22 protein-coding genes, 1 tRNA gene and 1 pseudogene are annotated in these 23,480 nt (G+C 62.4%); 10 read left to right on the top strand and 14 right to left on the bottom strand.

Annotated features, from left to right (window positions below; translation table 11 throughout):
* The first annotated feature begins 346 nt into the window (after nt 1–346).
* From TGR7_RS17345 to TGR7_RS17340, 3 genes are read left to right on the top strand one after another with little or no spacing between them, the layout of a single operon-like run.
* Nucleotides 347–3,736 carry a pilus assembly protein gene (locus TGR7_RS17345; RefSeq protein ID WP_187148405.1) on the top strand — a complete coding sequence of 1,130 codons (3,390 nt, stop codon included), beginning with the start codon at nt 347–349 and terminating at the stop codon, nt 3,734–3,736.
* Between the two features lie 21 nt (nt 3,737–3,757).
* Complete coding sequence (locus TGR7_RS16170; protein ID WP_148211523.1) at nt 3,758–4,078, top strand: PilY2 family type 4a fimbrial biogenesis protein; 321 nt, start codon at nt 3,758–3,760, stop codon at nt 4,076–4,078.
* Nucleotides 4,075–4,500: a type IV pilin protein gene (locus TGR7_RS17340; protein WP_012639754.1), complete on the top strand. Its 426-nt coding sequence runs from the start codon at nt 4,075–4,077 to the stop codon at nt 4,498–4,500. Before TGR7_RS16170 ends, TGR7_RS17340 begins: the two co-directional genes overlap by 4 nt.
* 105 nt (nt 4,501–4,605) lie before the next feature.
* Here the strand turns inward: TGR7_RS17340 and ispH (TGR7_RS17995) are convergent.
* Nucleotides 4,606–4,900 (bottom strand): annotated as a pseudogene (gene ispH / locus TGR7_RS17995) (4-hydroxy-3-methylbut-2-enyl diphosphate reductase); the annotation flags it as partial.
* A 177-nt stretch (nt 4,901–5,077) separates the two neighbouring features.
* Here ispH (TGR7_RS17995) and TGR7_RS16160 point away from each other — a divergent pair.
* The 3 genes from TGR7_RS16160 (at nt 5,078) to TGR7_RS16150 (ending at nt 6,577) form a co-directional block, all read left to right on the top strand.
* Nucleotides 5,078–5,326 carry an AbrB/MazE/SpoVT family DNA-binding domain-containing protein gene (locus tag TGR7_RS16160; protein ID WP_012639753.1) on the top strand — a complete coding sequence of 83 codons (249 nt, stop codon included), beginning with the start codon at nt 5,078–5,080 and terminating at the stop codon, nt 5,324–5,326.
* Nucleotides 5,327–5,731 (top strand): type II toxin-antitoxin system VapC family toxin, encoded by a 405-nt coding sequence (locus TGR7_RS16155; RefSeq protein ID WP_012639752.1) that lies wholly within the window; start codon nt 5,327–5,329, stop codon nt 5,729–5,731.
* Between the two features lie 405 nt (nt 5,732–6,136).
* Complete coding sequence (locus TGR7_RS16150; protein ID WP_012639751.1) at nt 6,137–6,577, top strand: PIN domain-containing protein; 441 nt, start codon at nt 6,137–6,139, stop codon at nt 6,575–6,577.
* A 21-nt stretch (nt 6,578–6,598) separates the two neighbouring features.
* Here TGR7_RS16150 and ispH (TGR7_RS16145) read toward each other — a convergent pair whose 3' ends face one another.
* From ispH (TGR7_RS16145) to TGR7_RS16110, 8 genes are all read right to left on the bottom strand, one after another.
* Entirely contained in the window at nt 6,599–7,531 is a 933-nt protein-coding gene (gene ispH / locus TGR7_RS16145; protein ID WP_012639750.1) for a 4-hydroxy-3-methylbut-2-enyl diphosphate reductase, read from the bottom strand.
* A gap of 217 nt (nt 7,532–7,748) precedes the next feature.
* Nucleotides 7,749–8,186, bottom strand: a complete 438-nt coding sequence (locus TGR7_RS16140; protein WP_012639749.1) for an FKBP-type peptidyl-prolyl cis-trans isomerase — start codon at nt 8,184–8,186, stop codon at nt 7,749–7,751.
* Nucleotides 8,183–8,674 carry a signal peptidase II gene (gene lspA, locus TGR7_RS16135; RefSeq protein ID WP_012639748.1) on the bottom strand — a complete coding sequence of 164 codons (492 nt, stop codon included), beginning with the start codon at nt 8,672–8,674 and terminating at the stop codon, nt 8,183–8,185. Before lspA ends, TGR7_RS16140 begins: the two co-directional genes overlap by 4 nt.
* Nucleotides 8,675–8,857: 183 nt before the next feature.
* Nucleotides 8,858–11,671, bottom strand: coding sequence for an isoleucine--tRNA ligase (ileS, locus tag TGR7_RS16130; RefSeq protein ID WP_012639747.1), 2,814 nt, complete (start codon nt 11,669–11,671; stop codon nt 8,858–8,860).
* Between the two features lie 76 nt (nt 11,672–11,747).
* A complete protein-coding gene (gene ribF, locus TGR7_RS16125) occupies nt 11,748–12,674 on the bottom strand; it encodes a bifunctional riboflavin kinase/FAD synthetase (protein WP_012639746.1) in 927 nt (308 codons plus the stop codon).
* Between the two features lie 232 nt (nt 12,675–12,906).
* Nucleotides 12,907–14,463 (bottom strand): murein biosynthesis integral membrane protein MurJ, encoded by a 1,557-nt coding sequence (gene murJ / locus TGR7_RS16120; protein WP_012639745.1) that lies wholly within the window; start codon nt 14,461–14,463, stop codon nt 12,907–12,909.
* A 151-nt stretch (nt 14,464–14,614) separates the two neighbouring features.
* On the bottom strand, nt 14,615–15,148 hold the full coding sequence (locus TGR7_RS16115; protein ID WP_012639744.1) for a DsrE family protein: 534 nt from the start codon (nt 15,146–15,148) through the stop codon (nt 14,615–14,617).
* 169 nt (nt 15,149–15,317) lie between these two features.
* Nucleotides 15,318–15,788, bottom strand: coding sequence for a DsrE family protein (locus tag TGR7_RS16110; RefSeq protein WP_245523059.1), 471 nt, complete (start codon nt 15,786–15,788; stop codon nt 15,318–15,320).
* A gap of 273 nt (nt 15,789–16,061) precedes the next feature.
* On the opposite strand from TGR7_RS16110, the gene rpsT reads away from it, so the two are divergent.
* Nucleotides 16,062–16,322, top strand: coding sequence for a 30S ribosomal protein S20 (gene rpsT / locus TGR7_RS16105; protein ID WP_012639741.1), 261 nt, complete (start codon nt 16,062–16,064; stop codon nt 16,320–16,322).
* Nucleotides 16,323–16,458: 136 nt separating this feature from the next.
* Here rpsT and proB read toward each other — a convergent pair whose 3' ends face one another.
* From proB to rplU, 4 genes are all read right to left on the bottom strand, one after another.
* Entirely contained in the window at nt 16,459–17,586 is a 1,128-nt protein-coding gene (gene proB / locus TGR7_RS16100) for a glutamate 5-kinase (RefSeq protein WP_012639740.1), read from the bottom strand.
* Nucleotides 17,558–18,601: an Obg family GTPase CgtA gene (gene cgtA, locus TGR7_RS16095; protein ID WP_012639739.1), complete on the bottom strand. Its 1,044-nt coding sequence runs from the start codon at nt 18,599–18,601 to the stop codon at nt 17,558–17,560. The genes proB and cgtA overlap by 29 nt, the downstream gene beginning before the upstream one ends.
* Nucleotides 18,602–18,746: 145 nt before the next feature.
* Complete coding sequence (gene rpmA / locus TGR7_RS16090; protein ID WP_012639738.1) at nt 18,747–19,004, bottom strand: 50S ribosomal protein L27; 258 nt, start codon at nt 19,002–19,004, stop codon at nt 18,747–18,749.
* Between the two features lie 18 nt (nt 19,005–19,022).
* Complete coding sequence (rplU, locus tag TGR7_RS16085; protein WP_012639737.1) at nt 19,023–19,334, bottom strand: 50S ribosomal protein L21; 312 nt, start codon at nt 19,332–19,334, stop codon at nt 19,023–19,025.
* A 159-nt stretch (nt 19,335–19,493) separates the two neighbouring features.
* Between rplU and ispB the strand changes: the two genes are divergently transcribed.
* Both ispB and TGR7_RS16075 read left to right on the top strand, forming a co-directional pair.
* Complete coding sequence (ispB, locus tag TGR7_RS16080) at nt 19,494–20,462, top strand: octaprenyl diphosphate synthase (RefSeq protein WP_012639736.1); 969 nt, start codon at nt 19,494–19,496, stop codon at nt 20,460–20,462.
* Between the two features lie 61 nt (nt 20,463–20,523).
* Nucleotides 20,524–20,600: transfer RNA gene (locus tag TGR7_RS16075), tRNA-Pro, on the top strand.
* Nucleotides 20,601–20,675: 75 nt separating this feature from the next.
* Here TGR7_RS16075 and TGR7_RS16070 read toward each other — a convergent pair.
* Nucleotides 20,676–21,656, bottom strand: coding sequence for a LysR family transcriptional regulator (locus tag TGR7_RS16070; protein ID WP_012639735.1), 981 nt, complete (start codon nt 21,654–21,656; stop codon nt 20,676–20,678).
* A 355-nt stretch (nt 21,657–22,011) separates the two neighbouring features.
* On the opposite strand from TGR7_RS16070, the gene TGR7_RS16065 reads away from it, so the two are divergent.
* Entirely contained in the window at nt 22,012–23,433 is a 1,422-nt protein-coding gene (locus TGR7_RS16065; RefSeq protein WP_012639734.1) for a form I ribulose bisphosphate carboxylase large subunit, read from the top strand.
* Nucleotides 23,434–23,480 lie beyond the last annotated feature (47 nt).

The following is a 23,480-nucleotide window of genomic DNA, read 5'->3' as shown; positions in this document are numbered from 1 at the left end:
CAGAGGTAGTCTTCCGTCGGATTTCCGGGGTGCCTGTAGAGAATGAGCACGCGGGCTGTTATGTGTACAAACATGAGGTCATGATTCTGTGATCGAATCTTGAGCTATTAGGGAATTCGTGTAACTGAACGAGTCGGTGATGACATCAGTGGTTGCTGGTATCGCGAGAGGATGCCGGGGAGAAATGGCAATGAGGTGCAAAGATAACAAGTGGGTTAAGCGTGCTCAGGCCGCTCTGGCGGGAATGGCTTGTGCCCTTATGACCGTGTCTCCGGGTCTCGCACAGGCAAACGTAAATATTGCGAATGTCCCATTGTTCCTGACAACGAGTATTGATCCGAACATCATGTTCATCCTGGACGACTCGGGTTCGATGCATTGGGAAATCATGCCTGATCAGCATATCAGTAATGCCGCTTACTACGTCTACGGCCGCATAGATAACCTATACAGCAGCGGGAATTACACGGACAGAGCGCCGACCTTTGCTGACGACCCTTACAACGCGTTCGCGCGATCTCCTGTTGGAAACACCGTCTACTATGATCCAGGTGTGACCTATAGTCCCTGGCCTAGGGCAGATGGTAGCGGGTCAATGCCCAATGCCAACCCATCTGCCGCGCTGCACAATCCGATGCGCCCAGCGCGAGGGAGTCGTAATCTCACGGCTAACAATACACGCAATGGTAGTTGGCGACGTTGTAGCACCATTACGCGTGATGTCAGCGGTACATTTAATTTTTCAGGCTGTGCGACTTTCACTGCGACTCAGACATTCTGGCCGGCTGTCTATTATTGGCACGACGGTTCTGATGGCTACGACTTCAGTAATTACGAGAGGGTCGAGATACGATCAGACACCCCCTTTTACACGGATCACGGACGTGAGAATCGGACCGATTGTGCTAGCGCAGCGACTGCCACCTGTACATATGACGAAGAGATACAAAACTTCGCAAACTGGTACACATACTATCGCTCGCGAATCCTCGCGGCACGCGGGGGCATCGGCCTGGCCTTTGCCGAGCAACCGGAAAATATGCGTGTCGGTTACGGTACGATCAATGCGGGCAGTTCGAGTGTCGATGGGGTAACAACCGAAAAGATCGTACGCGGGGTACGCGCCTTTTCCGGCGCGGACAGGCAGGCTTTCTTCGATTTGCTCTATGACCGAGACATCCCCGCGGCCGGAACGCCACTAAGAAGATCACTTGAGGCTGCGGGTGAGTATTTCCGGCGAAGTGACAGTCGCGGCCCTTGGAGTACGACTCCTGGTTTATCAGGCGGTGAAGATCTGAGCTGCCGTCAGAGCTTTGCCATCTTGATGACGGATGGATACTGGAATGGTCCTAATCCCTCTGATGCAATTGGCAATGCCGATAACTCGTCCGGGCCGCTTCATGTAAACCCGAACGGCGATAACTTCCAGTACGTTCCAAGTGATCCGTTCCGGGATGGCGTCTCGCGTACACTCGCAGACGTGGCCATGTATTACTGGAAGAACGATCTGCGGCCGGATATGGATAACAACGTCCCTAGCAACGCCCGTAACCCTGCATTTTGGCAGCATATGGTGACCTATGGTATTGGTTTGGGGGTAACAGGATCCGTTGATCCCGATGATGCTTGGCAGGCAGTAACGGACGGCACGGCAATCAACTGGCCTGATCCGTACAATAGTGACCCAGCAAAAATTGATGATCTATTGCATGCTGGAGTTAACAGCCGCGGCGGATTCTTCAGCGCCCAGAACCCTGTCGCTTTCGCCAACGAGTTGGCGCAGGTCTTGGAAGACATCATCGGGCGAGTAGAGGATTCGGCCACCTCAGCGGCCGCCAGCGCTGCAGTCATTCAGGCAGATACCTTGCTTTATCTCGCGGGCTTTCGCAGCGGCGACTGGACCGGTGAACTGAAGGCCTTCCAGATTATGGGTGACGGCAGCGTTGGCGCACTTGCTTGGGATGCGGAAGCGCGGCTTGCCGCAATGACGCCGTCCGAGCGCAACCTGTACACGGCGAACAGTGCCACCGGAAATGCCGTTTCGTTTGATTTCGCCCAGTTGAGCCCGGCACAGCAGGCGGCACTGAATCGTGCCACCGACGACTCCCTTGATGGCCGAGGTGATGACCGCATCGACTGGCTGCGGGGAGAATCGGTAACGGAATTCCGCAGTCGCACTACGCCTCTGGGAGAGCGGCGACTTCTGGGTGACATCGTGCACTCCTCGCCACAGTTCGTCGGCCGGCCGAACCTGGGTTACAGTCTGCTCCCTGGTGCTGAGGGCTCGGCCTACAGCACATTCCGTTCGAGCTCGCCTTATTCTTCGCGACCATCGGCCATTTATGTCGGGGCAAACGATGGATTGCTGCACGCCTTCCATGGCACCACCGGAGGAGAACTCTTCGCTTACATGCCTTCCGAGCTTCTTTTGCCGGAAACCGGGCACCAGCATGCCCGGATCAATCGCCTGATGGATCCGGACTACGCCCACAGATACTTCGTGGATGGCGCTGCGACCATTGGTGATGTTTATGTCGGTGGGAGTTGGAAGACTGTGCTTATCGGTACCATGGGTGCCGGCGGACGGACGGTCTTTGCGTTGGACGTCACAGACCCTACGAACTTCGATGAATCCAAGGTGCTTTGGGAATTCACCCACCCTGGGCTGGGTTATGGTGTGACGAATCCATCTATCGTGCGCATGCGAAACGGACAGTGGGCAGCCGTGTTTGGAAACGGCTACAACAGTGCCAATCACACCGCCGGTCTGTTTATCGTACCCATTGGCAATCCGTCATCCTATGTATTTGTGGATACGGGGGTGGGGAACAGCACGACGCCGAATGGCTTGGCGCCCGTGGTGGTGACTGACGCGCCCAGTGGCGATCTCAATGCGCGGCTTGTATACGCAGGAGATCTCCAAGGGCGGATGTGGCGCTTCGACGTGTCGTCGACTAACCCCAATCAATGGAATAACGCCGGAAATCGCTCGGTGCTTTTCCAGGCGCGTGATGCCAGTGATGTACCTCAGCCAATTACGGCAAGGGCCCAGGTGACCGCGCATCCCACTGAACAGGGTACGCTCATGGTTCTCTTTGGTACCGGTAGTTACTTTAGAACACAGGATGGTGATTTGACTGCCCCACAGGTTCAGAGTCTCTATGGACTAAAGGATCAGAATGGTGCCGCCATCTCTAGTCGAAATGATCTCGTAGAACAGGTGATCGTGTGGCAGGGTGATCAAACATTCACCACGTCAGATGGGGATGTGACCTATACGCTGCGGCAAGTGTCCGAAGAGACAGTGACTACAGCTGACAAGGGTTGGTATCTGGATCTGGTCTATGAGGGCAACAACCAGGGTGAACGGGTCATCAGTGAGCCCACATTTCCCTCTGGGCCCGTTGGTGAGCGCGTTCGATTTGCAACAATGATTCCTGACGAGGATCCTTGTGGTACTGGCCGCCGTGGCTTCCTGATGGACATCATGCTCGCTACTGGCGGGGCAGTACCTTACACCGTGTTTGATCTTGACCAGGATGGTGTGTTCGATAGCGGAGATTATGTGAATAACTTACCCGTCAGCGGTGTCGGTTTCGGCGGGGGCGAGAAGCCAACAACCGTTCTGAACCCGGACACGGGCATCGACCATATTTTCGGTGGTCAGGGTGATGACCTTCGTGGCCTGCCAGGTGGACAGGCCTCTGGTCGCCAATCCTGGCGGCAGTTGCGTTGATGGTCGGGCTTTGGAGGTGACATGAATCACGGGATAGCTCAAGCTGTGTTGCTCCTACTCCTTCTCTTGATAAGTGGTTTGTCACTTGTCCATGCGGATGATTTGTCGCAGGAGAGAGGTACCATAGATGGTATCAATCAGGATCGCATGACCATCGTGATCTCAGATAGGGAATATCGCGTTCCGGCACGCATGGTATTAAACGGTCACCCCGCTGTTGCGCCGACCGTGCTCGGATACCTACGGCTAGGGATGGATGTGCAGTTCAAGATAAACGAAGGCAAGCATGATCGCTTGCCCGAGCTGGTTGAAGTGACGATATCATCGAGGGTTAGGAGATGAGCCAGCAACGCTACCAACAAAGAACGAGCGGATTCACGCTGATCGAAGTGATGATCGTGGTGGTGATCATCGGCATCATCGCCGCCATAGCTTACCCATCCTATACCCGGCATGTGCAGGATACTCGCATGGCAACGGCGCAGGCAGACCTGATGGAGCTTGCCCAGTGGATGGAACGGCAATACACGCTGAATAACTCATTCGCCGGACTTACAACGGGCAATCTGCCATTCAGCGCGTCTCCAAAAGATGGTAATACTACTGCTTACAACCTAACGCTGGGCAATATCACTGCGAATACCTACACATTGACAGCAACGCCAACAGGGCCGCAAGTGGGTCATGGGTGTGGCACTCTGACACTCAACCAAGCAGGTGCACGCACACCAGATCCAGCAACGAATCCGAATTGCTGGCGCTGATAGAAGACATGTGTTCAGAAAGTGTGATCTTCGATCACTGCTGTTTAGGTGGCTAACGGCGGAATGTTAAATCCAAAAGATAAAACTGTCAGCGTAGTGACTTGGTCAGGGAAAAGTGATGGTTTCTATTTTACCGTCATGTTCTGTTACGGTGTTCACGCCACTCGCCTTGAGATGTTCCACCACCTCCTGCACCAGCAGTTCCGGCGCCGATGCGCCAGCGGTAACGCCCGCCCAGGTCTTGCCCTCAAGCCAGCGCTCTTCGATCTGACCGGCATTGTCCACCAGATAGCCCCAGCTTCTCGGCGATCTCCCGCAGCCGGTTGGAATTGGAACGGTCGGGTGAGCCCACCACCAGGAACAGGTCGCATTCCGAGCCCAGCAGTTTAGCGGCGTCCTCGAACGTTCCAGCAGGTACATCTCACCGCCGTGGCTGCGGTAGTGCTGGCCCAGGGTGCTGACTGCCAGGTGTCAAGGGCAAGGGATCAAGATTTATTGACCAGTTGATTCTGTTGCTTTAGCGATATTGCGGGTATTACATTGTGAAAATGTAATACTGGGTAGGAGGACACATCCCATGAGCCATAGGCTGACAAGCAAGGGTCAGGTGACCATTCCCAAGAAGGTTCGGGAAAGCCTGGGGCTCGGTCCTGGCAGTCAGATTGACTTTGACGTTGATGAGCAAGGCCAGATCATTATTCGTAAGGTGCAGGGGCGGGGGCGGCGCAAGGCGCTCGTTCGGGACCGGTTCGAACAGGCCCGTGGCCGGGCGACTGTCAAGTGGAGAACAGATGAGCTGATGGAACTGCTGCGCGGAGAAGCGTAAGTGGTACTTGTCGATACGAACGTCCTCATTGACGTGCTGGAGGACGATCCACAGTGGGCGGAATGGTCCGTCACGCGATTGCGCCAGTTATCCGCTGCCCATGAACTGGCCATCAATCCGATTGTATATGCGGAGTTGTCCCTTGCTTTTGAGCAGGTGGAAGAACTGGAAACAGTCGTCTCCGATCTACAACTCCGGTTTATGGAGATCCCCCGGGCCGCTCTTTTCCTGGCGGGCAAGGCCTTCATGCGCTATCGCAGGAAGGGCGGTATGAAGCACAATGTCCTGCCTGATTTCTTCATCGGCGCTCACGCCGCAGTGGCAGAACTTCCCTTACTCACCCGTGATACACGCCGCTATCGCACCTATTTTCCAACGGTGCACGTGATCTCGCCTGACGCCTGATCGAGGGGAAGGTAGATCCAAAGGATGGGATTTCCTGGCAGCCAATCCAAATCGAATCTGAGTGCTCAAAGTAAAGTCTTGGGCAGGCTGAAGAAGCATCAGTTGCCTACGGTTGCGAGGGACCAAGGGGGCGTGCATGGTCGTATGTATTGACACGGCCCTCGTGTAACACTAATTTTGTGTTCATGAAAAATGTCACCATCACTCTGGACGAAGAGACGGCGCGTTGGGCAAGGATTGAGGCCGCACGTCGCGGTGTGAGTGTGTCTCGTTTGGTGGGAAGGCTCCTGCAGGAACGACGGGAGCAGGAATCGGATCGCCTGGCAGCTTATGAACGATTCACCAGGCGACCTATCAAGGCGTTAAAGAAAGCCGGAGAGAGGTATCCTGCCAGGGAAGCGCTCTATGACCGATCTGTACTTCGTTGATACGAACGTCCTTGTTTACGCGCGCGACAGCAGCGAGCCACTCAAACAGAAGGTGGCGGCTGACTGGTTAGGAGTCCTTTGGACTCAAGGAGTGGGGCGGTTGAGTTACCAGGTGTTGCAGGAGTATTACCAGGCCGTTACGCGCAGATTGACTCCGGGTATGAGCCCTGAATCGGCTAGTGCGGACATCAGGGATCTGATTTCCTGGCAGCCAATCCAAATCGATTCGGCCGTGCTGGAGATGGCCTGGGATATTGAGAGCAGGTATCGGCTGTCCTGGTGGGATGCCCTCATTGTAGGTGCCGCAAATCGCTCCGCCAGCCAGTATCTGCTGTCTGAGGATCTTCAGCATGGGCAGACCCTCGGCCATGTAACGGTCCTGAATCCTTTCGAAACGGAAATGCCCTCGTCGGTATGATCGAGGCGCGGATCTGAACGCTCAACGTAAAGCCTTGGGCAGGCTGAATACGATGTTCTCGCGCGTGCCACCGTGTTCGGTGACGGTATTCATGCCATTAGCGCGGAGATGTTCCACCACCTCCTGCACCAGCAGTTCTGGCGCAGATGCCCCGGCGGTAACACCCACCCGGGTCTTGCCCTCCAGCCACCGATCCTCGATCTGACCGGCGTTGTCCACCAGATAGGCCTCCACGCCCAGCTTCTCGGCGATCTCCCGCAACCGGTTGGAGTTGGAACTGTTGGGTGAGCCCACCACCAGGAACAGGTCGCATTCCGAGGCCAGCTGCTTCACGGCATCCTGGCGGTTCTGGGTGGCGTAGCAGATGTCATCCCGCTTCTGGCCCTGGATGTTCGGGAATCGATTTTTCAGTGTCTCGATGATGTCCAGGGTGTCATCCACCGACAGGGTGGTCTGGGTGACGTAGGCCAGGGCATCCGGGTTTCTGATCTGGATGCGTTCGGCATCCTCAACCGTTTCAACCAGGTACATCTCGCCGCCGTGGCTGCGGTCGTACTGACCCAGGGTGCCGTCCACCTCCGGGTGTCCGGCGTGGCCGATGAGGATCACTTCCTCGCCACGCCGGGCATGGCGATCCACTTCCATGTGCACCTTGGTCACCAGGGGGCAGGTGGCGTCGAACACCCGCAGGCCGCGCCGTTCTGCCTCCTGGACCACGCTGCGCGCCACGCCGTGGGCGCTGAAGATCACCGTGGCGCCGTCGGGTACCTCGTCCAGTTCCTCCACGAACACCGCGCCCTTGTTGCGGAGGTCCTCCACCACGAACTTGTTGTGCACCACCTCGTGTCGCACGTAGATGGGTTTGCCAAACAGGGTGAGGGCACGCTCAACGATGTCGATGGCGCGGTCCACGCCGGCGCAGAAGCCGCGGGGGTTGGCGAGAATGACTTGCATGGGAAATGACCGGTGGTGTTGGAACGGGTAGCTATTGTCCCATTAAAGGGGTCGGGAATGAATATTGAAAGCAGTAGCTAGTGGCGAGTTTCAAGTGGCAAGGGAAACCACCCTCACCCTAACCCTCTCCCTGAGGGAGAGGGAATAAAGCCCCCCTCTCCCGTTTGCGGGGGAGGGTTGGGGAGGGGGCCTTGCCACTTGAGACTAGCCACTGCCTTTAAGGGGCCATCCCCGTCCCCACGTCAAGGATCTCCACCGAGTAGGTGATCTCGTGGCCGGCCAGGGGGTGGTTGAAGTCCACCTTAACGGTGTCCTTGTCCACTTCCATGATGGTGCCGGGCAGTTCGTCGCCGGTGGGGGTGGAGAAGGTGACGATCAGGCCGGGCTTGAGTTGCATGTTCGGGGGGAAGTCGGACCGGGGCATGTCCTGCACGGCGGCGGGGCTGGGGTAGCCGAAGGCCTGGTCGGGGGTGAGCGTGAGGGTCTGCTTGTCGCCGGGTTCGAGACCGATCAGCGCCAGTTCAAGGCCTTCCTCCAGGTCGCCGGCACCCATGACGAACTCGAAGGGTGCCTCGCCCTCGGTGGTATCGGCCACCATGCCGTCTTCCAGGGCGATGGTGTAGTGCATGCGCACCTTGCTGCCGTAGGCAATCATGATCGACCTCCTGCGCCGGGGGCGTCGGACTCACGCGCGAACATCAGACTGTACCCCACCAGTACCACGGCGCCAACGGTGATGGCGGCGTCGGCCACGTTGAAGGCGGGCCAGTGGTAGCCAGCGTAGTGAAAATCCAGGAAATCAATCACATGGCCATGCCAGAGGCGGTCGATGACATTGCCGATGGCGCCGCCCAGGATCAGGGCGAGGCTGGCGGCGGTCCAGCGCTCGTCGGCGCGAAGATTCCTGAGCCACCAGAGGATGAATATCGAGGCACCGAAGGCCACGGCAACGAAGAACCAGCGCTGCCAGCCGGAGGCGTCACCCAGGAAGCTGAAGGCGGCGCCGGGGTTGTAGACCAGGGTGAAGTTGAAGAATGGGGTGATCTCCACCGGGGCATAGAGCACCAGCGAGCGTTCGGCCACGTATTTCGTGATCTGGTCCAGGACGATCACCGCGGCGGAAAGCCATAACCATTTCAGCATGGGGGTACTCGGAATCGGAATGGACAGGATGAACAGGATAAAGACCCGAGAGCAAAAGGATCAGACAGGATTAACATGATTTACAAGATTATTTCTTAAAGGCTTTTTAATCCTGTAAATCATGTTAATCCTGTCCAGGGTTTTGTCTTTCGCCCCAGTCTTTCATCCTGTCCATTAATTTCTCTAGGCAAAGCGCCGCTGCTCGCCGTCACCGGCCACGTTCTCCACGCAGCGCCCGCACAGTTCCGGGTGATCGCTGCTGGCGCCGATGTCCTCCCGGTGGTGCCAGCAGCGCGGGCACTTGGCGTGTTCGCTGCGGGTCACGCGGGTCCAGAGGCTGGTGCCGTCCTCCAGCGGTGTCTCCACCGCGTCGTCCGGGCGGCTGGCGGCGCCGTGCACTCGGGCATAGGAGGTGATGAGCACGAAGCGCAGTTCCTCGCCCAGACCCTCCAGGGTCTCGGCCAGGGCCGGTTCGCAGTAGAGATCCACCTCGGCATCCAGTGAGCTGGCCTTGGCGGCGCGCAGCTTCTCCATCTCCCGGTTCACGGCCTGGCGCACGTCCAGGAGCGTGGCCCAGAAGGCCTCGTTCATGGGCTCGGATGCGTCCAGGGCGAACAGGCCCTGGTACCAGGTGTTGAACAGCACGGATTCGTTGCGCTCGCCGGGGATCTCCTGCCAGATCTCCTCGGCGGTGAAGGAGAGGATCGGGGCCAGCCAGCGCACCATGGCCTCGATGATGTGGTACATGGCGGTCTGGGCGGAGCGCCGGGCGATGCTGTCGGCCTTCGTGGTGTACTGTCGGTCCTTGATCACGTCCAGGTAAAAACTGCCCAGTTCCACGGAGCAGAAGTTGTGCACTCGCTGGTAGATCTGGTGGAACTGGTACTGCTCGTAGGCGCCGGTCACCTTCTGCTGCACCTTCAGCGCCTGGTCCACGGCCCAGCGGTCCAGCGGCAGCATCTGCCCGGGCGCGAGCATGTCCCGGGCGGGGTCGAAGCCGGTGAGATTGGCCAGCAGGAAGCGGGCGGTGTTGCGCATGCGCCGGTAGGCGTCCGCGGTGCGCTTCAAGATCTCGTCGGAGACCGCCATCTCGGCGCTGTAGTCGGTGGCCGCCACCCAGAGACGCAGGATGTCGGCGCCCAGGGTGTCCACCACCTTCTGCGGTGCGACCACGTTGCCCTTGGACTTGGACATCTTCTGCCCCTGGGCGTCCACGGTGAAGCCGTGGGTGAGCACCGCCTTGTAGGGGGCAGTGCCGCGCATGGCGACCGACGTGAGCAGGGAGGACTGGAACCAGCCGCGGTGCTGGTCGGAGCCTTCCAGGTACAGGTCGGCGGGCAGGCCCAGCTCGGCGCGCTTGTCGGTGACCGTGGCGTGGGTCACGCCGGAATCGAACCACACGTCCAGGGTGTCGCTGACCTTCTGGTAAGCGGCAGCGTCCTTGCCAAGCAGTTCTTGCGGGTCCAGGGAGAACCAGGCCTCGATGCCCTGCGCCTCGATGCGCTGGGCCACCGCCTCGATGAGCGCGGGGGTGTCCGGGTGCAGGCGGCCGGTCTCCAGGTGCACGAACAGGGGGATGGGCACGCCCCAGTTGCGCTGGCGCGAGATGCACCAGTCGGGGCGTCCCGAGACCATGCCCTCGATGCGCGCCTGGCCCCACTGGGGCACCCACTGCACCTGCTGAATAGCCTTGAGCGCCTGCTCGCGCAGTTCCGCCTGCTCCATGCTGATGAACCACTGGGGGGTGGCGCGGAAGATGATCGGGGTCTTGTGGCGCCAGCAGTGGGGATAGCTGTGGCGCAGCTTCTCGGCCAGCACCAGGGCGCCGCGTTCGCGCAGCACCTCGATCACGTGGCCATTGGCCTGGTGCACCGACTCGCCGGCGAAGAACTCGGTACCGGGCAGGAACTTGCCGTCGGGGCCCACCGGGTTGTCCACGGCCAGTCCGTAGCGCAGGCCGACGATGTAGTCGTCCTGGCCGTGGCCGGGGGCGGTGTGCACACAGCCGGTGCCGGCCTCCAGGGTCACGTGCTCGCCCAGGATCACGGGTACCTGGCGGTCGAGGAAGGGGTGGTGCAGTAGGGCACCTTCGAGGGCGGCGCCCTGGCAGCGGCCGATGATACGGGCGTCGCTGAAGCCGTAGCGCTTCATGGCCGGTTCCACCAGTTCCTCGGCCAGCAGCAGGCGCTCGTCACCCACCCGCACCAGGGCATAGGAGAGCTCCGGGTGCAGGCACACCGCCTGGTTGGCGGGCAGGGTCCAGGGGGTGGTGGTCCAGATGACCACGGAGATGGGACCCTCGCCGTCACCGTCCAGGGCGCAGCGGCGCAACAGGTCCAGCTCATCTTCCACCCGGAAGCGCACGTCGATGGCCTGCGAGGTCTTGTCCTCGTACTCCACCTCGGCCTCGGCCAGCGCCGAGCCGCAGTCCACGCACCAGTGCACCGGCTTCTCACCCTTCATCAGGTGGCCGCGTTCGATGATGCGCCCCAGCGCGCGGACCGTGTCCGCCTCCACCTGGTAATCCATGGTGAGGTAGGGTTTCTCCCAGTCACCCAGCACGCCCAGGCGCTTGAAGTCCTGACGCTGGCTGTCCACCTGTTCGAGGGCATACTCGCGGCAGGCCTTGCGGAAGGCGGCGGCGTCCACCTCGTGGCCCACCTTGCCGATCTTTTTCTCCACCTGCAGCTCGATGGGCAGGCCGTGGCAGTCCCAGCCGGGTATGTAGGCGGCGTCGAAGCCCGCCAGGGTGCGGCTCTTGACGATGATGTCCTTGAGGATCTTGTTGACCGCGTGACCGATGTGGATGTTGCCGTTGGCGTAGGGCGGGCCGTCGGCCAGCACGAAGCGGGGGCGACCGGCGCAGACCTCGCGCAGCTTGCGATAGCGCTTGGCCGCTTCCCAGTGCGCGAGCATCTCCGGCTCCCGCTGGGCCAGGTTGCCGCGCATGGGGAATTCGGTCTGGGGGAGGTTCAGGGTGTCTTTGTAGTCAGTCACGAGGTCGTTTCACCATGGGGCGCCCTGCGGGCGCCGGGTTCAATGCCAAACTGGATCGCGGCGCCCAAGGGGCGCCCTATGTGCCGAAAAACTGTCTCGCCTGTTGCGCGTCCCGGGCGATCTGGGCCTTGAGGGCATCCAGGGACTCGAAACGCTGCTCCTCCCGGATGCGGGCCAGCAGGTCCACGTGCAGGACGCGCCCGTAGAGGTCTGCGTCGACATCGAACAGGTGCACCTCCAGGCGGTTCTCCAGCCCGCCCACGGTGGGTCGCGTGCCCACGTTGGCAACGCCGCGCACCGGATCGCCGTTCAGGCCGAACACCTCCACCGCGTAGACCCCGCGCACCGCCAGCGGCCTCGGCCCCATGCGCAGGTTGGCGGTCGGAAAGCCGATGGTCCGGCCTCGCTTGTCGCCGTGGGCCACGCGCCCGTTGAGGCGATAGGGGCGGCCCAGGAGTTTCTGGGCGGTGTCCATGTCGCCAGCGGCCAGGGCCTCGCGGATGCGGGTGCTGCTCACCCGCGCGCCGTCCACCTGGAAGCTGTGCATGCGGGCCACGTGAAAGCCGTGACGCTGGCCCAGTTCCCGTAGCAGCTGGAAGTCCCCGCTGCGCTTGCGGCCGAAGCGGAAGTCATCGCCCACCACCAGGTACTTCACCCCGAGCCGCTCGGCCAGCAGGTCCTCGACGAAGGCGCTCGCCTCCTGTTCGGCCAGCCTGCGGTCGAAGCGCAGGCACAGCAGCCGGTCCACGGAGAAGCGGCGCAGGGCCAGGAACTTGTCCCGGAAACGCTGCAACCGGGGCGGGGCCTTGTCGCCCAGGAAATACTCCCGGGGCAGGGGTTCGAAGCTGATCACCGTGGTGGGCAGGCCCAGCTCCGCGGCCTTCTCCGCCAACTGACCCAGCACCGCCTGATGGCCCAGGTGCAGCCCATCGAAGTTGCCGATGGTGGCCACCGTGCCCCGGTGCCGCGGCCGCAGATTGTGAGCGCCCCGTATGAGTTCCATGCCGGTCCCGCAAAAGCGCCGATTATATCAGTCCTGCCGGGCGGGCGCGCCTTGTGTCGGCGGCAGTCAAGAGCCTTCAACGCAAAGACGCGAAGGCGCAAAGGACGCAAAACGTCATATTGTGGGCTGGAAGGTCACTATGTGTTCTTCGATGGATCGGATGTTGAAAGATTTTTTGAACAAAAGCCTTTGCGATCTTCGCGTCTTTGCGCCTCTGCGTTGGATGTTGGGCTCAGCGCATCAGGAACTGTCGGGGGCGCACACCGAGGGCCAGCAGGGTGGCCCCGTAGGCGGCCGAGCCCAGGGCGATCAGGCCCAGGAGGCGCGTGACGCGTTCCATGGCGGGCCACTGGCCCCAGTCCTCCAGGGCCGGGGTGGCAAACCACAGGGCGAGGCTCATGACCAGGGCCGCCACGGCGACCTGCATCAGGAAGGCGCGCCAGCCGGGGTGGGGGCGGTAATGGCCGTCCCGCCTCAGGCCCCGGAACAGCAGCCCGGCATTGAGCAGGGCGGACAGGCCGGTGGCCAGCGCCAGGCCGGCGTGGGGTCCGGGCAGGTCCAGCATCACCCAGGGCACCACGATGGCGACGTTCAGGACCATGTTGGCCAGCATGGCGATGATGCCGATCTTCACCGGGGTCCTGGTGTCCTGGCGGGAGTAATAGCCCGGGGCCAGGATCTTGATGAGCATGAAGGCGGGCAGGCCGGCGGCATAGGCCATGAGCGACATGGCCGCCATGGTGGTGTCGAAGGCGGTGAACTCCCGGTACTGGATCAGGCTCGCGAGGATCGGCCCGGCCAGGAAGATCAGTCCCAGCATGGCGGGCACGGCCACCACCAGGGTCAGTTTCAGGGCCCAGTCCAGGGTGTTGTTGAAGGCCTCGGGGGTCCTGGCGGCATGTTCCCGGGACAGGCGCGGCAGGATCACCGTGGCGATGGCGATGCCGAACAGGGCGAGCGGCAGTTCCACGAAGCGATCGGAGAAGTACAGCCAGCTGATGGAGCCGGCCACCAGGAAGGAGGCGATCAGGGTGTCCACCAGCAGGTTGATCTGCACCACCGAGGAACCAAAGATGGCCGGCAGCATGAGCCGGGTGATCTTCTTCACCCCCTCGTGCGCCTTCTTGAACCTGGGCCGGGGCAGCAGCCCCTGGCGGGCCAGGAAGGGGAACTGGAACAAAAGCTGCGCGGCGCCGGCCACGAACACGCCCCAGGCCAGGGCCTTCACCGGCTCCTCGAAGTAGGGCGCACCCCAGAGCGCCGCGGCGATCAGCGAGAGATTCAGGAACACCGGCGTGAAGGCCGGCACCGCGAAGCGTCCCACGCTGTTCAGGATGCCGCCGGCCATGGCGGTCAGGGAGATGAACAGCAGGTAGGGGAAGGTGATGCGCAACATGTCGGCGGCCAGTACCTGACGGCCGTTGTCCTCGCCGGCGAAGCCCGGAGCGAACACCAGGATCAGCAGCGGCGCGGCCAGCATGCCGATGGCCGTGACGATAAACAGGATCAGCGTGAGCGCCCCGGCGGTGTGATCCAGCAGGTCCTTGAGTGCCTCGCGGCCGCGCTGTTCCTTGTACTCGGCGAACACCGGCACGAAGGCCTGGGAGAAGGCCCCCTCGGCGAACAGCCGGCGCAGGAAGTTGGGGATGCGAAAGGCGACGAAGAAGGCGTCGGTGGAGCCGGTGGCGCCGAAGCTGATGGCCAGCACCATGTCCCGCAGATAGCCGAACAGCCGGGAGATGAGCGTCATGGCGCTCACCACGGCGGTGGATTTCAGCAGGCGGCTCATGAAGGCAGTGGCTGGTGGCGAGTAGCAAGTGGCAAGGAAACCCGCACTTTAGCGGGTTATGCCAGGTGGGGGCCACCACCTGGTGAAGGGGGAAGTGTGAATTGGGAGGTGAGAAGTAAAACTTCCAACTTCCCAATTCACACTTCGTACTTCATTCCACCTTCAGGTAGCGGAAGCCCTCGTCCTGGAGCTCCACGATGCGCACCACGCCGGAGGACACGAGCTCGACGCTGTCGTAGAGCTTGTCGGCGCCCAGGTTGATGGCCTGGCGGGTGAGGTCGCACAGTTCCAGCTTCACGCCGTGGCCGTTGACCAGGCCCATGAGGCGGCCGCGCAGGTTCTCGCGGCGTTCCTTGAGCTCGGCGTCCGCGGCGAAGGGGGTGCCCTCGAGATCCTCATCGGTGACGAAACGCACGCCATGGGACAGGAACACGATGCGGATGTCGTAGTCCCGCAGCTGGCTGTCGTAGTGTGTGGCCATGTTGGAGATGTTGGTGATCATGGCGCTGACCCGTCCGGGGTCGGCGAAGTCCACGTGGTAGACCACCTTGGCCTCGGCCCCGAAGGCCCGGGCCTCGCCAAGGGGCCATGCCCACAGGCAGACGGTGATGACCAGCAGGGCGGCGAGCCAGCGGTAGGTCTGGGGAAAGGGCACGGGGCGACGCCCCTGCAGGGGGTAAGACATGGGTGGATCCTCCTCGAGAAATGACTCTAGTTATCGTGGCGCCATAAAGGCGCACCGAAAGTATGTCTATTCCGGGGAGGTCGTTCGGTAACAAAGTTACAGAGGAACTCGGAAGTGGGAAGTGCGAAGTGAAAACTTCCAACATCCCAATTCACACTTCCCACTTGCCTTATTCGATCTTGATGTAGGCGAAGCCTTCCTCGTTCTGCAGCTGGGCGATGCGCACCACGCCGGAGGGCACCAGTTCCACGCTGTCGTAGAGCTCGTCGCTGGCCAGCTGCACGGCGCTGCGGGTGATGTCGCAGAGCTCGAGCTTCACGCCGTTCATGTTCACCAGGCTCACGAGCCGTCCGCGCAGGTTGTCCCGTTCCTCCTTCAGGCGCTCATCCTCGGCAAAGGGGCTGCCCTCCAGGGGGTTGTCGGTGATGAAACGGATGCCGTGGGAGACGAAGATGATGCGTACGTCGGCATCGATGAAGTTGTTCTCGTAGTGGTTCACCATGTTGTGGATGCTGGTGAGCATGGCGCTGAAGCGGCGCGGGTCGGAGAAGTCTGCGTGGTACATCACCTTGGCCTCGGCATCCGCACGGGCCTGGGGCAGGGTGAAGGCGGTCGCCAGGGCCAGGATCAGCAGGGCCATCAGGCTCAGCCAGGGGGCACGGCGGGTGGCGGCGAGGGCGCGGGTGCGGGGCGTGTTCATGGCGGGTCTCCTTGTTATAACGGCTGAGGGGCCTTGATCCGGCCCATGCCTTTGGTGATACCCATTGTGACTGTGGGGACGGCGAGGGGTTCCATGCCTCTGATTTTAGCAATCGTTGCCGGGAAGAGCGCCTCACCGTTGACACGGGCGGGCGAATCCGGCATATTTCACGCCCTTTAGCGATCCTCGCACCGAATTTTCAGGAGCATTACCTTGGCTAACATCGCATCTGCCCGCAAGCGTGCCCGCCAGGCCGAGAAGAACCGTCAGCACAACATGGCGCTTCGTTCCCGTTTCCGCACCTCCGTGAAGAAGGTGCTGAAGGCCGTCGTGGCCGGTGACAAGGAGGCCGCCCAGGCCGCCCTGAAGGCCGCCGTGCCCGTGATCGACGGCACCGTGAACAAGGGCCTGATCCATAAGAACAAGGCCGCCCGTCACAAGAGCCGCTTGAACGCTCGCGTCAAGGCGATGTAAGCGCGCCGAAGGCGCGCAGAGACAAGTTTCTAGAGTCAAGAGACAAGTCAAAAAAAGGCCCGGCGAAAGCCGGGCCTTTTTTGTTGGGCTTAACTTGCCTCTTGCCTCTAGAAACTTGTCTCTCTCTGGTCCTGCATTAAAGCAGGACCAAGTTGTCTCTGTGGATCAATTCTGGCTCGTCCACATACCCCAGTATCCCCTCTATCTCGTCCGCCCGGTGTTTCATGATGCGCCGGGCCTCGTCGGCGGAATAGTTCACCAGGCCCCGGGCCACGGGGCGGCCGTCCGGGTCCACGCAGGTGACCACGTCGCCCCGGGAGAACTCCCCCTTCACGTGGGTCACGCCCACGGGCAGCAGGCTGCGCCCGGCCTCGCGCAACACCTTGGTGGCGCCAGTGTCCAGGATCAGCTCGCCCTTGGCGATCAGCTGGCCGGCGATCCACTGCTTGCGGGCGGCCAGAGGTTCCTTGTCGGGGCACAGCAGGGTGCCGATCTGCTCACCCTCGGCGATGCGTTCCAGCACCCGGGGCTCACGGCCCGAGGCGATCAGGGTGTAGGCGCCGGAGCGGGCCGCGCGGGCGGCGGCGTGCAGCTTGGTGGCCATGCCGCCCCGGCCCAGCTGGCCGAAGGTGGGGGCGGCCAGTTTCAGCAGTTCCGGGTCCATGGCCAGGCCCTCGGAGACCAGCTGGGCATCGGCGTGGGCGCGGGGGTCGCGGTCGAACAGGCCCTTCTGGTCGGTGAGGATCACCAGCACCTGGGCCTCGGTGAGGTTGCCCACCAGGGCGGCCAGGGTGTCGTTGTCGCCGAAGCGGATCTCGTCGGTGGCCACGGTGTCGTTCTCGTTTACCACCGGGATCACTCCCAGGGCCAGCAGGGTGCGCAGGGTGCTGCGGGCATTGAGATAGCGGCGGCGGTTGGAGAGGTCGTCGTGGGTGAGCAGCACCTGGGCGGCGCGCAGGCCGTGGCGCTGGAAGATACTCTCGTAGGCCTGCACCAGGCCCATCTGGCCCACGGCGGCGGCGGCCTGCAGTTCGTGCAGGGCGTGGGGCCGGGTGGTCCAGCCCAGGCGGCTCATGCCCTCGGCCACGGCGCCGGAGGACACCAGCACCACTTCCCGGCCCGAGGCGCGCAGGCGCGCGATCTGTTCCGCCCAGCCGGCCAGGGCCTCGTGGTCCAGGCCGCGTCCCTCGTTGGTGAGCAGGGCGCTGCCGATCTTGATGATCCAGCGGCGGGCCTTACCCAGCTGTTGCCGTGTCTGCGTCATGGCTTTGGGCTTCTTCGAGATATTTCATGATGGCCTGCATCAGGGATTCACAAGCCTCGCCGGTGGCCGCCGAGATGGCGTAGACGGGGCCTTCCCAGCCGAGCCGCGCCACCAGTTCCTTGGTGAAGGATTCGCGTTCGTCGGGGGCGATCAGGTCGATCTTGTTGAGCACCAGCCAGCGGGGGCGGCTGGCCAGGTCCTCGCTGAACTGCTGCAGTTCCGCCTCGATGGTGTGCACCGCCGCGACCGGGTCCTCGGCGGGGTCGGCCGGGGCCACGTCCACCAGGTGCAGCAGCAGCCGGGTGCGGGACAGGTGCTTGAGGAACTGGATGCCCAGGCCCGCGCCCTCGGCGGCCCCCTCGATGAGCCCCGGGATGTCTGCCATCACGAAGCTCTGCAGCGGGCCCACGCGCACCACGCCCAGGCCCGGGTAGAGGGTCGTGAAGGGGTAGTCGGCGATCTTGGGCCGGGCGCCGGAGACCTGGGTGATCAGGGTGGACTTGCCGGCATTGGGCAGACCCAGCAGGCCCACGTCCGCCAGCAGCTTGAGTTCCAGGCGCAGCACGCGCAGTTCTCCGGGGGTGCCGGGCTTGGACTGGCGCGGGGCGCGGTTGGTGGAGGTCTTGTAGCGGGTGTTGCCCAGGCCGTGGAAGCCGCCCTGGGCCACCAGCAGGCGCTGGCCGTGCTCCACCAGGTCGCCGATCAGCTCTTCGGTCTCGGCGTCGTAGGCGAGGGTGCCCACGGGCACGGGGACTTCCAGGTCCGCGCCGGAGGCGCCGGTCATGTTGCGTCCGGAGCCGTTCTCGCCCCGCTGGGCCTCGTAATGGCGCTGGAAGCGGAAGTCCGCCAGGGTGTTGAGGTCGTGGGTGGCGACCAGGTAGACGCTGCCGCCGTCGCCGCCGTCACCGCCGTCCGGGCCGCCGAAGGGCACGAACTTCTCGCGACGGAAGCTCACGCAACCGTTGCCGCCGTCCCCGGCTTTGACCTTGATGGTGGCTTCGTCGACGAATTTCATAGGAGGGCGCTAGAGGCAAGAGACAAGAGGCAAGATACAAGAGTGGATTTTACTTGTCTCTTGTATCTTGCCTCTTGTCTTCTGTGCAATGAAAAAGCCCCGACGAGTCGGGGCTTCGCGTAAGCTCATCAAGCGCTGCCTGATCTCAGGCCTGCACCACGCTGACATACTTGCGGTTCTTGGGACCCTTGGTCTCGAACACCACGGTGCCGTCGCTGGTGGCGAATAGGGTGTGGTCCTTGCCGCAGCCGACGTTCAGGCCGGGGTGGAACTGGGTGCCACGCTGACGGACCAGGATGTTGCCGGCCAGTACGGTCTGACCGCCGAAGCGCTTCACGCCCAGGCGTTTGCTTTCTGAGTCGCGGCCGTTACGGGTACTGCCGCCTGCTTTCTTGTGTGCCATTTCGGTTTACCTCTGAGTTCAGCCGGAGATACCGGTGATCTCCACCTCGGTGAAGTCCTGACGGTGGCCCATCTGCTTGCGATGGTGCTTGCGGCGACGGAACTTGATGATCATCACCTTCTCGCCACGGCCGTGGGCCTTGACGGTGGCGGTGACCTTGCCGCCTTCCACGTTGGGGGTACCCACCTTCACGTCGTCGCCGCTGCCGACCAGCAGGACGTTATCGAATTCCACGGTGGCACCTGCCTCGGCGTCGAGCTTCTCAACGCGCAATACGTCGCCCTGGGCGACGCGATACTGTTTGCCACCGGTTGCAATGACCGCGTACATCTTGATGTGTCTCCCAAAAAGGGTCTGGCAATCCAAAGGAGCGGAATAATACCGGGGGCCGGGGCCGAGGTCAAACCCTCTTGACGGTGTCAATCTTGACACCCCCCGTCCCGGCTACCTAGCATGCGCAGTTCCCGGCCTCTCCGATACCGATTCCCCATGGACCTCGACCAGATACGCGCGCTCGTCGCCGATGACATGAATGCGGTGAACGACCGCATCCGCGAGCGGCTGCAGTCCTCCGTGGTGCTCATCAACCAGCTGGGCCACTACATCATCAACAGCGGCGGCAAGCGCCTGCGCCCGCTGCTGGTGCTGCTCTCCGCCCGGGCCTGCGGGGCCGGCGACCGGCGCCACATCGACCTGGCGGCCATCATCGAGTTCATTCACACCGCCACGTTGCTGCACGACGACGTGGTGGACGCCTCGGAACTGCGCCGGGGCCGGGAGACTGCCAACGCCCTGTTCGGCAACGAGGCCAGCGTGCTGGTGGGGGATTTCCTCTACTCCCGCTCCTTCGAGATGATGGTGGAGATCGGCTCGATGCGGGTCATGGAGATCCTCGCCCACACCACCAACACCATCGCCGAGGGCGAGGTGCTGCAGCTGCTCAACTGCCACGATGCGGACACCCCCGAGGAGCGCTACATGGAGGTGATCCAGTCCAAGACCGCCAAGCTGTTCGAGGCCGCCGCCCGCATCGGCGCCGTGCTGGGCGGGCAGCCTGAGTCCGTGGAGCAGGCCATGGCGGCCTATGGCATGCACCTGGGCACGGCCTTCCAGCTCATCGACGACGTGCTGGACTACGGCGCCTCCGCCGAGGAGATGGGCAAGAACATGGGTGACGACCTGGCCGAGGGCAAGCCCACCCTGCCCCTGATCCACGCCATGCGGGTGGGTGACGCCGACCAGGCCGGGCTGATCCGCGAGGCCATCGAGCAGGGCGGGCGCGACTATGCCGACCGGGTGCTCGGGATCATCCAGGCCACCGGGTCGCTGGACTACACCCGTGCCGTGGCCGCCGCCGAGGCCGATCGGGCAGCCGCGAGCCTCGCCGTGCTGCCCGACACCCCGGAGCGCCAGGCCCTGGAATTCCTGGCCCGGTTCTCGGTGACGCGGGGTTTTTGAAGGGTGGCAGCTGTTTTTTCTTGTATCTTGTCTCTTGGATCTTGTATCTTGCGCAATTCTTCGGAGTGTAGCTCAGCCTGGTAGAGCACTGCCTTCGGGAGGCAGGGGTCGAAGGTTCGAATCCTTTCACTCCGACCATCTATACGTACCGAATGTCGAAGGGCCTGACCGGCAACCGGTCAGGCCCTTTTCTTTTGCCCGCGCAGATCGTCTTCAGGCCCTGGATTTCTTGCGACCTGATGCCTTAGTGCCGGGCACCTGCGCAGAAGGCGCTCCGGCCGCCTCCAGGGTGGGCAGGCGCAGGATCCCGGAGGCCTCCCGCAGGGTGAAGTCCAGGAAGGCCTGGCCCACCCGGGAGAAGCGCTTGCCCTGGGGGTGGACCAGGTACCAGTGGCGGCGGATGGGGAAGCCGGCCACGTCCAGTACCGCCAGGCGTCCCAGGGCCAGTTCCATCTCCAGGGTGTGCAGGGACAGTATGCCCAGCCCCAGCCCGGCTTCCACGGCCTGCTTGATGGCCTCGCTGCTGTGCATCACCTGGGTGGGCAGCAACTGCTCGCCGTGCTGCTCGAAGAAGCGCTCGGCGGCGCCCCGGGTACCGGAGCCCGGTTCGCGCAGGATGAAGGGCTCGCTGCGCAGGCGCTCCAGCGGGATGCTGTGCTCGCGGGTCAGGGGGTGGTCCGGGGGCGCGATCATCACCAGGGGGTTTTCCATGAAGGGATGGGCCACCAGCTCCTTGTCCGGCGGCTGGCCCATGATGGCGAGATCCATGGCGTTGGCGGACAGCAGGCTCAGCAGGCTCTCCCGGTTGGTGACCTCGAGGGTCACGGACACGTTGCTGTGCCGGTGACAGAAGGCGGCGATCAGGCGCGGCACGAAATAGTTGGCGGTACTGGCCACGGCGATGGTCAGCCGGCCGCGGCTGAAGCCCTTCAGTTCGTCGAGCACCATTTCCAGTTCCGAGAGCTGGGCGGAGATCGCCTGGCTGTAGTGATACATCTCCCGGCCCGCCTCGGTCAGAAAAATGCGCTTGCCTACCTGCTCGAACAGCGGCAGGCCGGCGTGTTCTTCCAACTGCTTGATCTGCATGGAAACGGCGGGCTGGGTGAGGTGCAGCTCCTGGGAGGCGCGGGTGAAACTGAGGTGTCTGGCTACCGCCTCAAAGGCCTTGAGTTGGCGGAAGGTAAAGTTCATCATGTCGATCCCCACCGTTTGGATGGTTTTCCGGCAGGCCCCGCCTGTAAAGAAAGACGGCATTCGGTGACGGGTGCCCGGGCTTCAGTACCGCCCGGGTGCCAAGCCGATGCGTCCGGGCCTGCTCGCCGCATCAGACAGGCCGATGGCAATCGCACCGTCGGCGTGGCCGTAGGATCTCGATCTCCCTGGCCAAAATATAAGTGATCAGTTATCGTAATAATCACAATAATTGATTGTTAATTATGCTGGCCTTTCCTCTAGGATTCCAGCAGTCCAAATCAAAATGGCTTGCGGTCTCGCCTTGCGCGGGCCACAGGCGTGGTTTTCGATCCTCAATACATTTAAGGAGTCGCACATGGCCGCCAAGAAATACAGCGCTGGCGTGAAGGAGTACCGGCAGACGTACTGGACGCCGGAGTATGTCCCGCTCGATACCGACCTTCTGGCCTGCTTCAAGATCACGCCCCAGCCCGGCGTGGACCGCGAGGAGGCTGCCGCAGCCGTGGCCGCCGAGTCCTCCACCGGTACCTGGACCACGGTGTGGACCGACCTCCTGACCGACATGGACTACTACAAGGGTCGCGCCTATCGCATCGAAGACGTGCCCGGTGACGACGAGTGCTTCTACGCCTTCATCGCCTACCCCATCGACCTGTTCGAAGAGGGTTCCGTGGTGAACGTGTTCACCTCCCTGGTGGGCAACGTGTTCGGCTTCAAGGCCGTGCGCGCCCTGCGTCTGGAAGACGTGCGCTTCCCGATCGCCTACGTGAAGACCTGCGGTGGCCCGCCCCACGGTATCCAGGTCGAGCGCGACATGATGAACAAGTACGGCCGTCCGATGCTGGGCTGCACCATCAAGCCCAAGCTGGGCCTGTCCGGCAAGAACTACGGCCGCGCCGTGTACGAGTGTCTGCGTGGCGGTCTGGACTTCACCAAGGACGACGAGAACATCAACTCCCAGCCGTTCATGCGCTGGCGTCAGCGTTTCGACTTCGTCATGGAGGCCATCCACAAGGCCGAGGCGGAGACCGGCGAGCGCAAGGGCCACTACCTGAACGTGACCGCCCCGACCCCGGAAGAGATGTACAAGCGTGCCGAGTACGCCAAGGAAATCGGCGCCCCGATCATCATGCACGACTACATCACCGGCGGCTTCACCGCCAACACGGGTCTGGCCAACTGGTGCCGTGACAACGGTGTGCTGCTGCACATCCACCGCGCCATGCACGCCGTGCTCGACCGTCATCCCAAGCACGGTATCCACTTCCGCGTGCTGGCCAAGATCCTGCGTCTGTCCGGCGGCGACCACCTGCACACCGGTACCGTGGTGGGCAAGCTGGAAGGCGACCGCGCCGCGACCCTGGGCTGGATCGACCTGCTGCGTGAGCAGTTCGTGCCGGAAGACCGCAGCCGCGGCATCATGTTCGACCAGGATTGGGGCTCCATGCCCGGCGTGTTCGCCGTGGCCTCCGGTGGTATCCACGTGTGGCACATGCCCGCCCTGGTCACCATCTTCGGCGACGACTCCGTGCTGCAGTTCGGTGGCGGTACCCTGGGTCACCCCTGGGGCAATGCTGCCGGCGCCCATGCCAACCGCGTGGCCCTGGAGGCCTGCGTGCAGGCCCGCAACGAAGGCCGTGACGTGGAACGCGAAGGCAAGGAGATCCTCACCGCTGCCGCCGCCCACAGCCCCGAACTGAAGATCGCCATGGAAACCTGGAAAGAGATCAAGTTCGAGTTCGACACCGTCGACAAGCTGGACGTTGCGCACAAGTAATCGTCGCTTCGCGGGCGGCGCTTCCCCGCCGCCCGCGTCTTGAGAAC

It is taken from the genome of Thioalkalivibrio sulfidiphilus HL-EbGr7, from assembly GCF_000021985.1.
Lineage (GTDB): Bacteria > Pseudomonadota > Gammaproteobacteria > Ectothiorhodospirales > Ectothiorhodospiraceae > Thioalkalivibrio_A > Thioalkalivibrio_A sulfidiphilus.
Note: the sequence above shows the minus strand (reverse complement) of the source record. Positions and strands in the feature narration are given on the sequence as shown.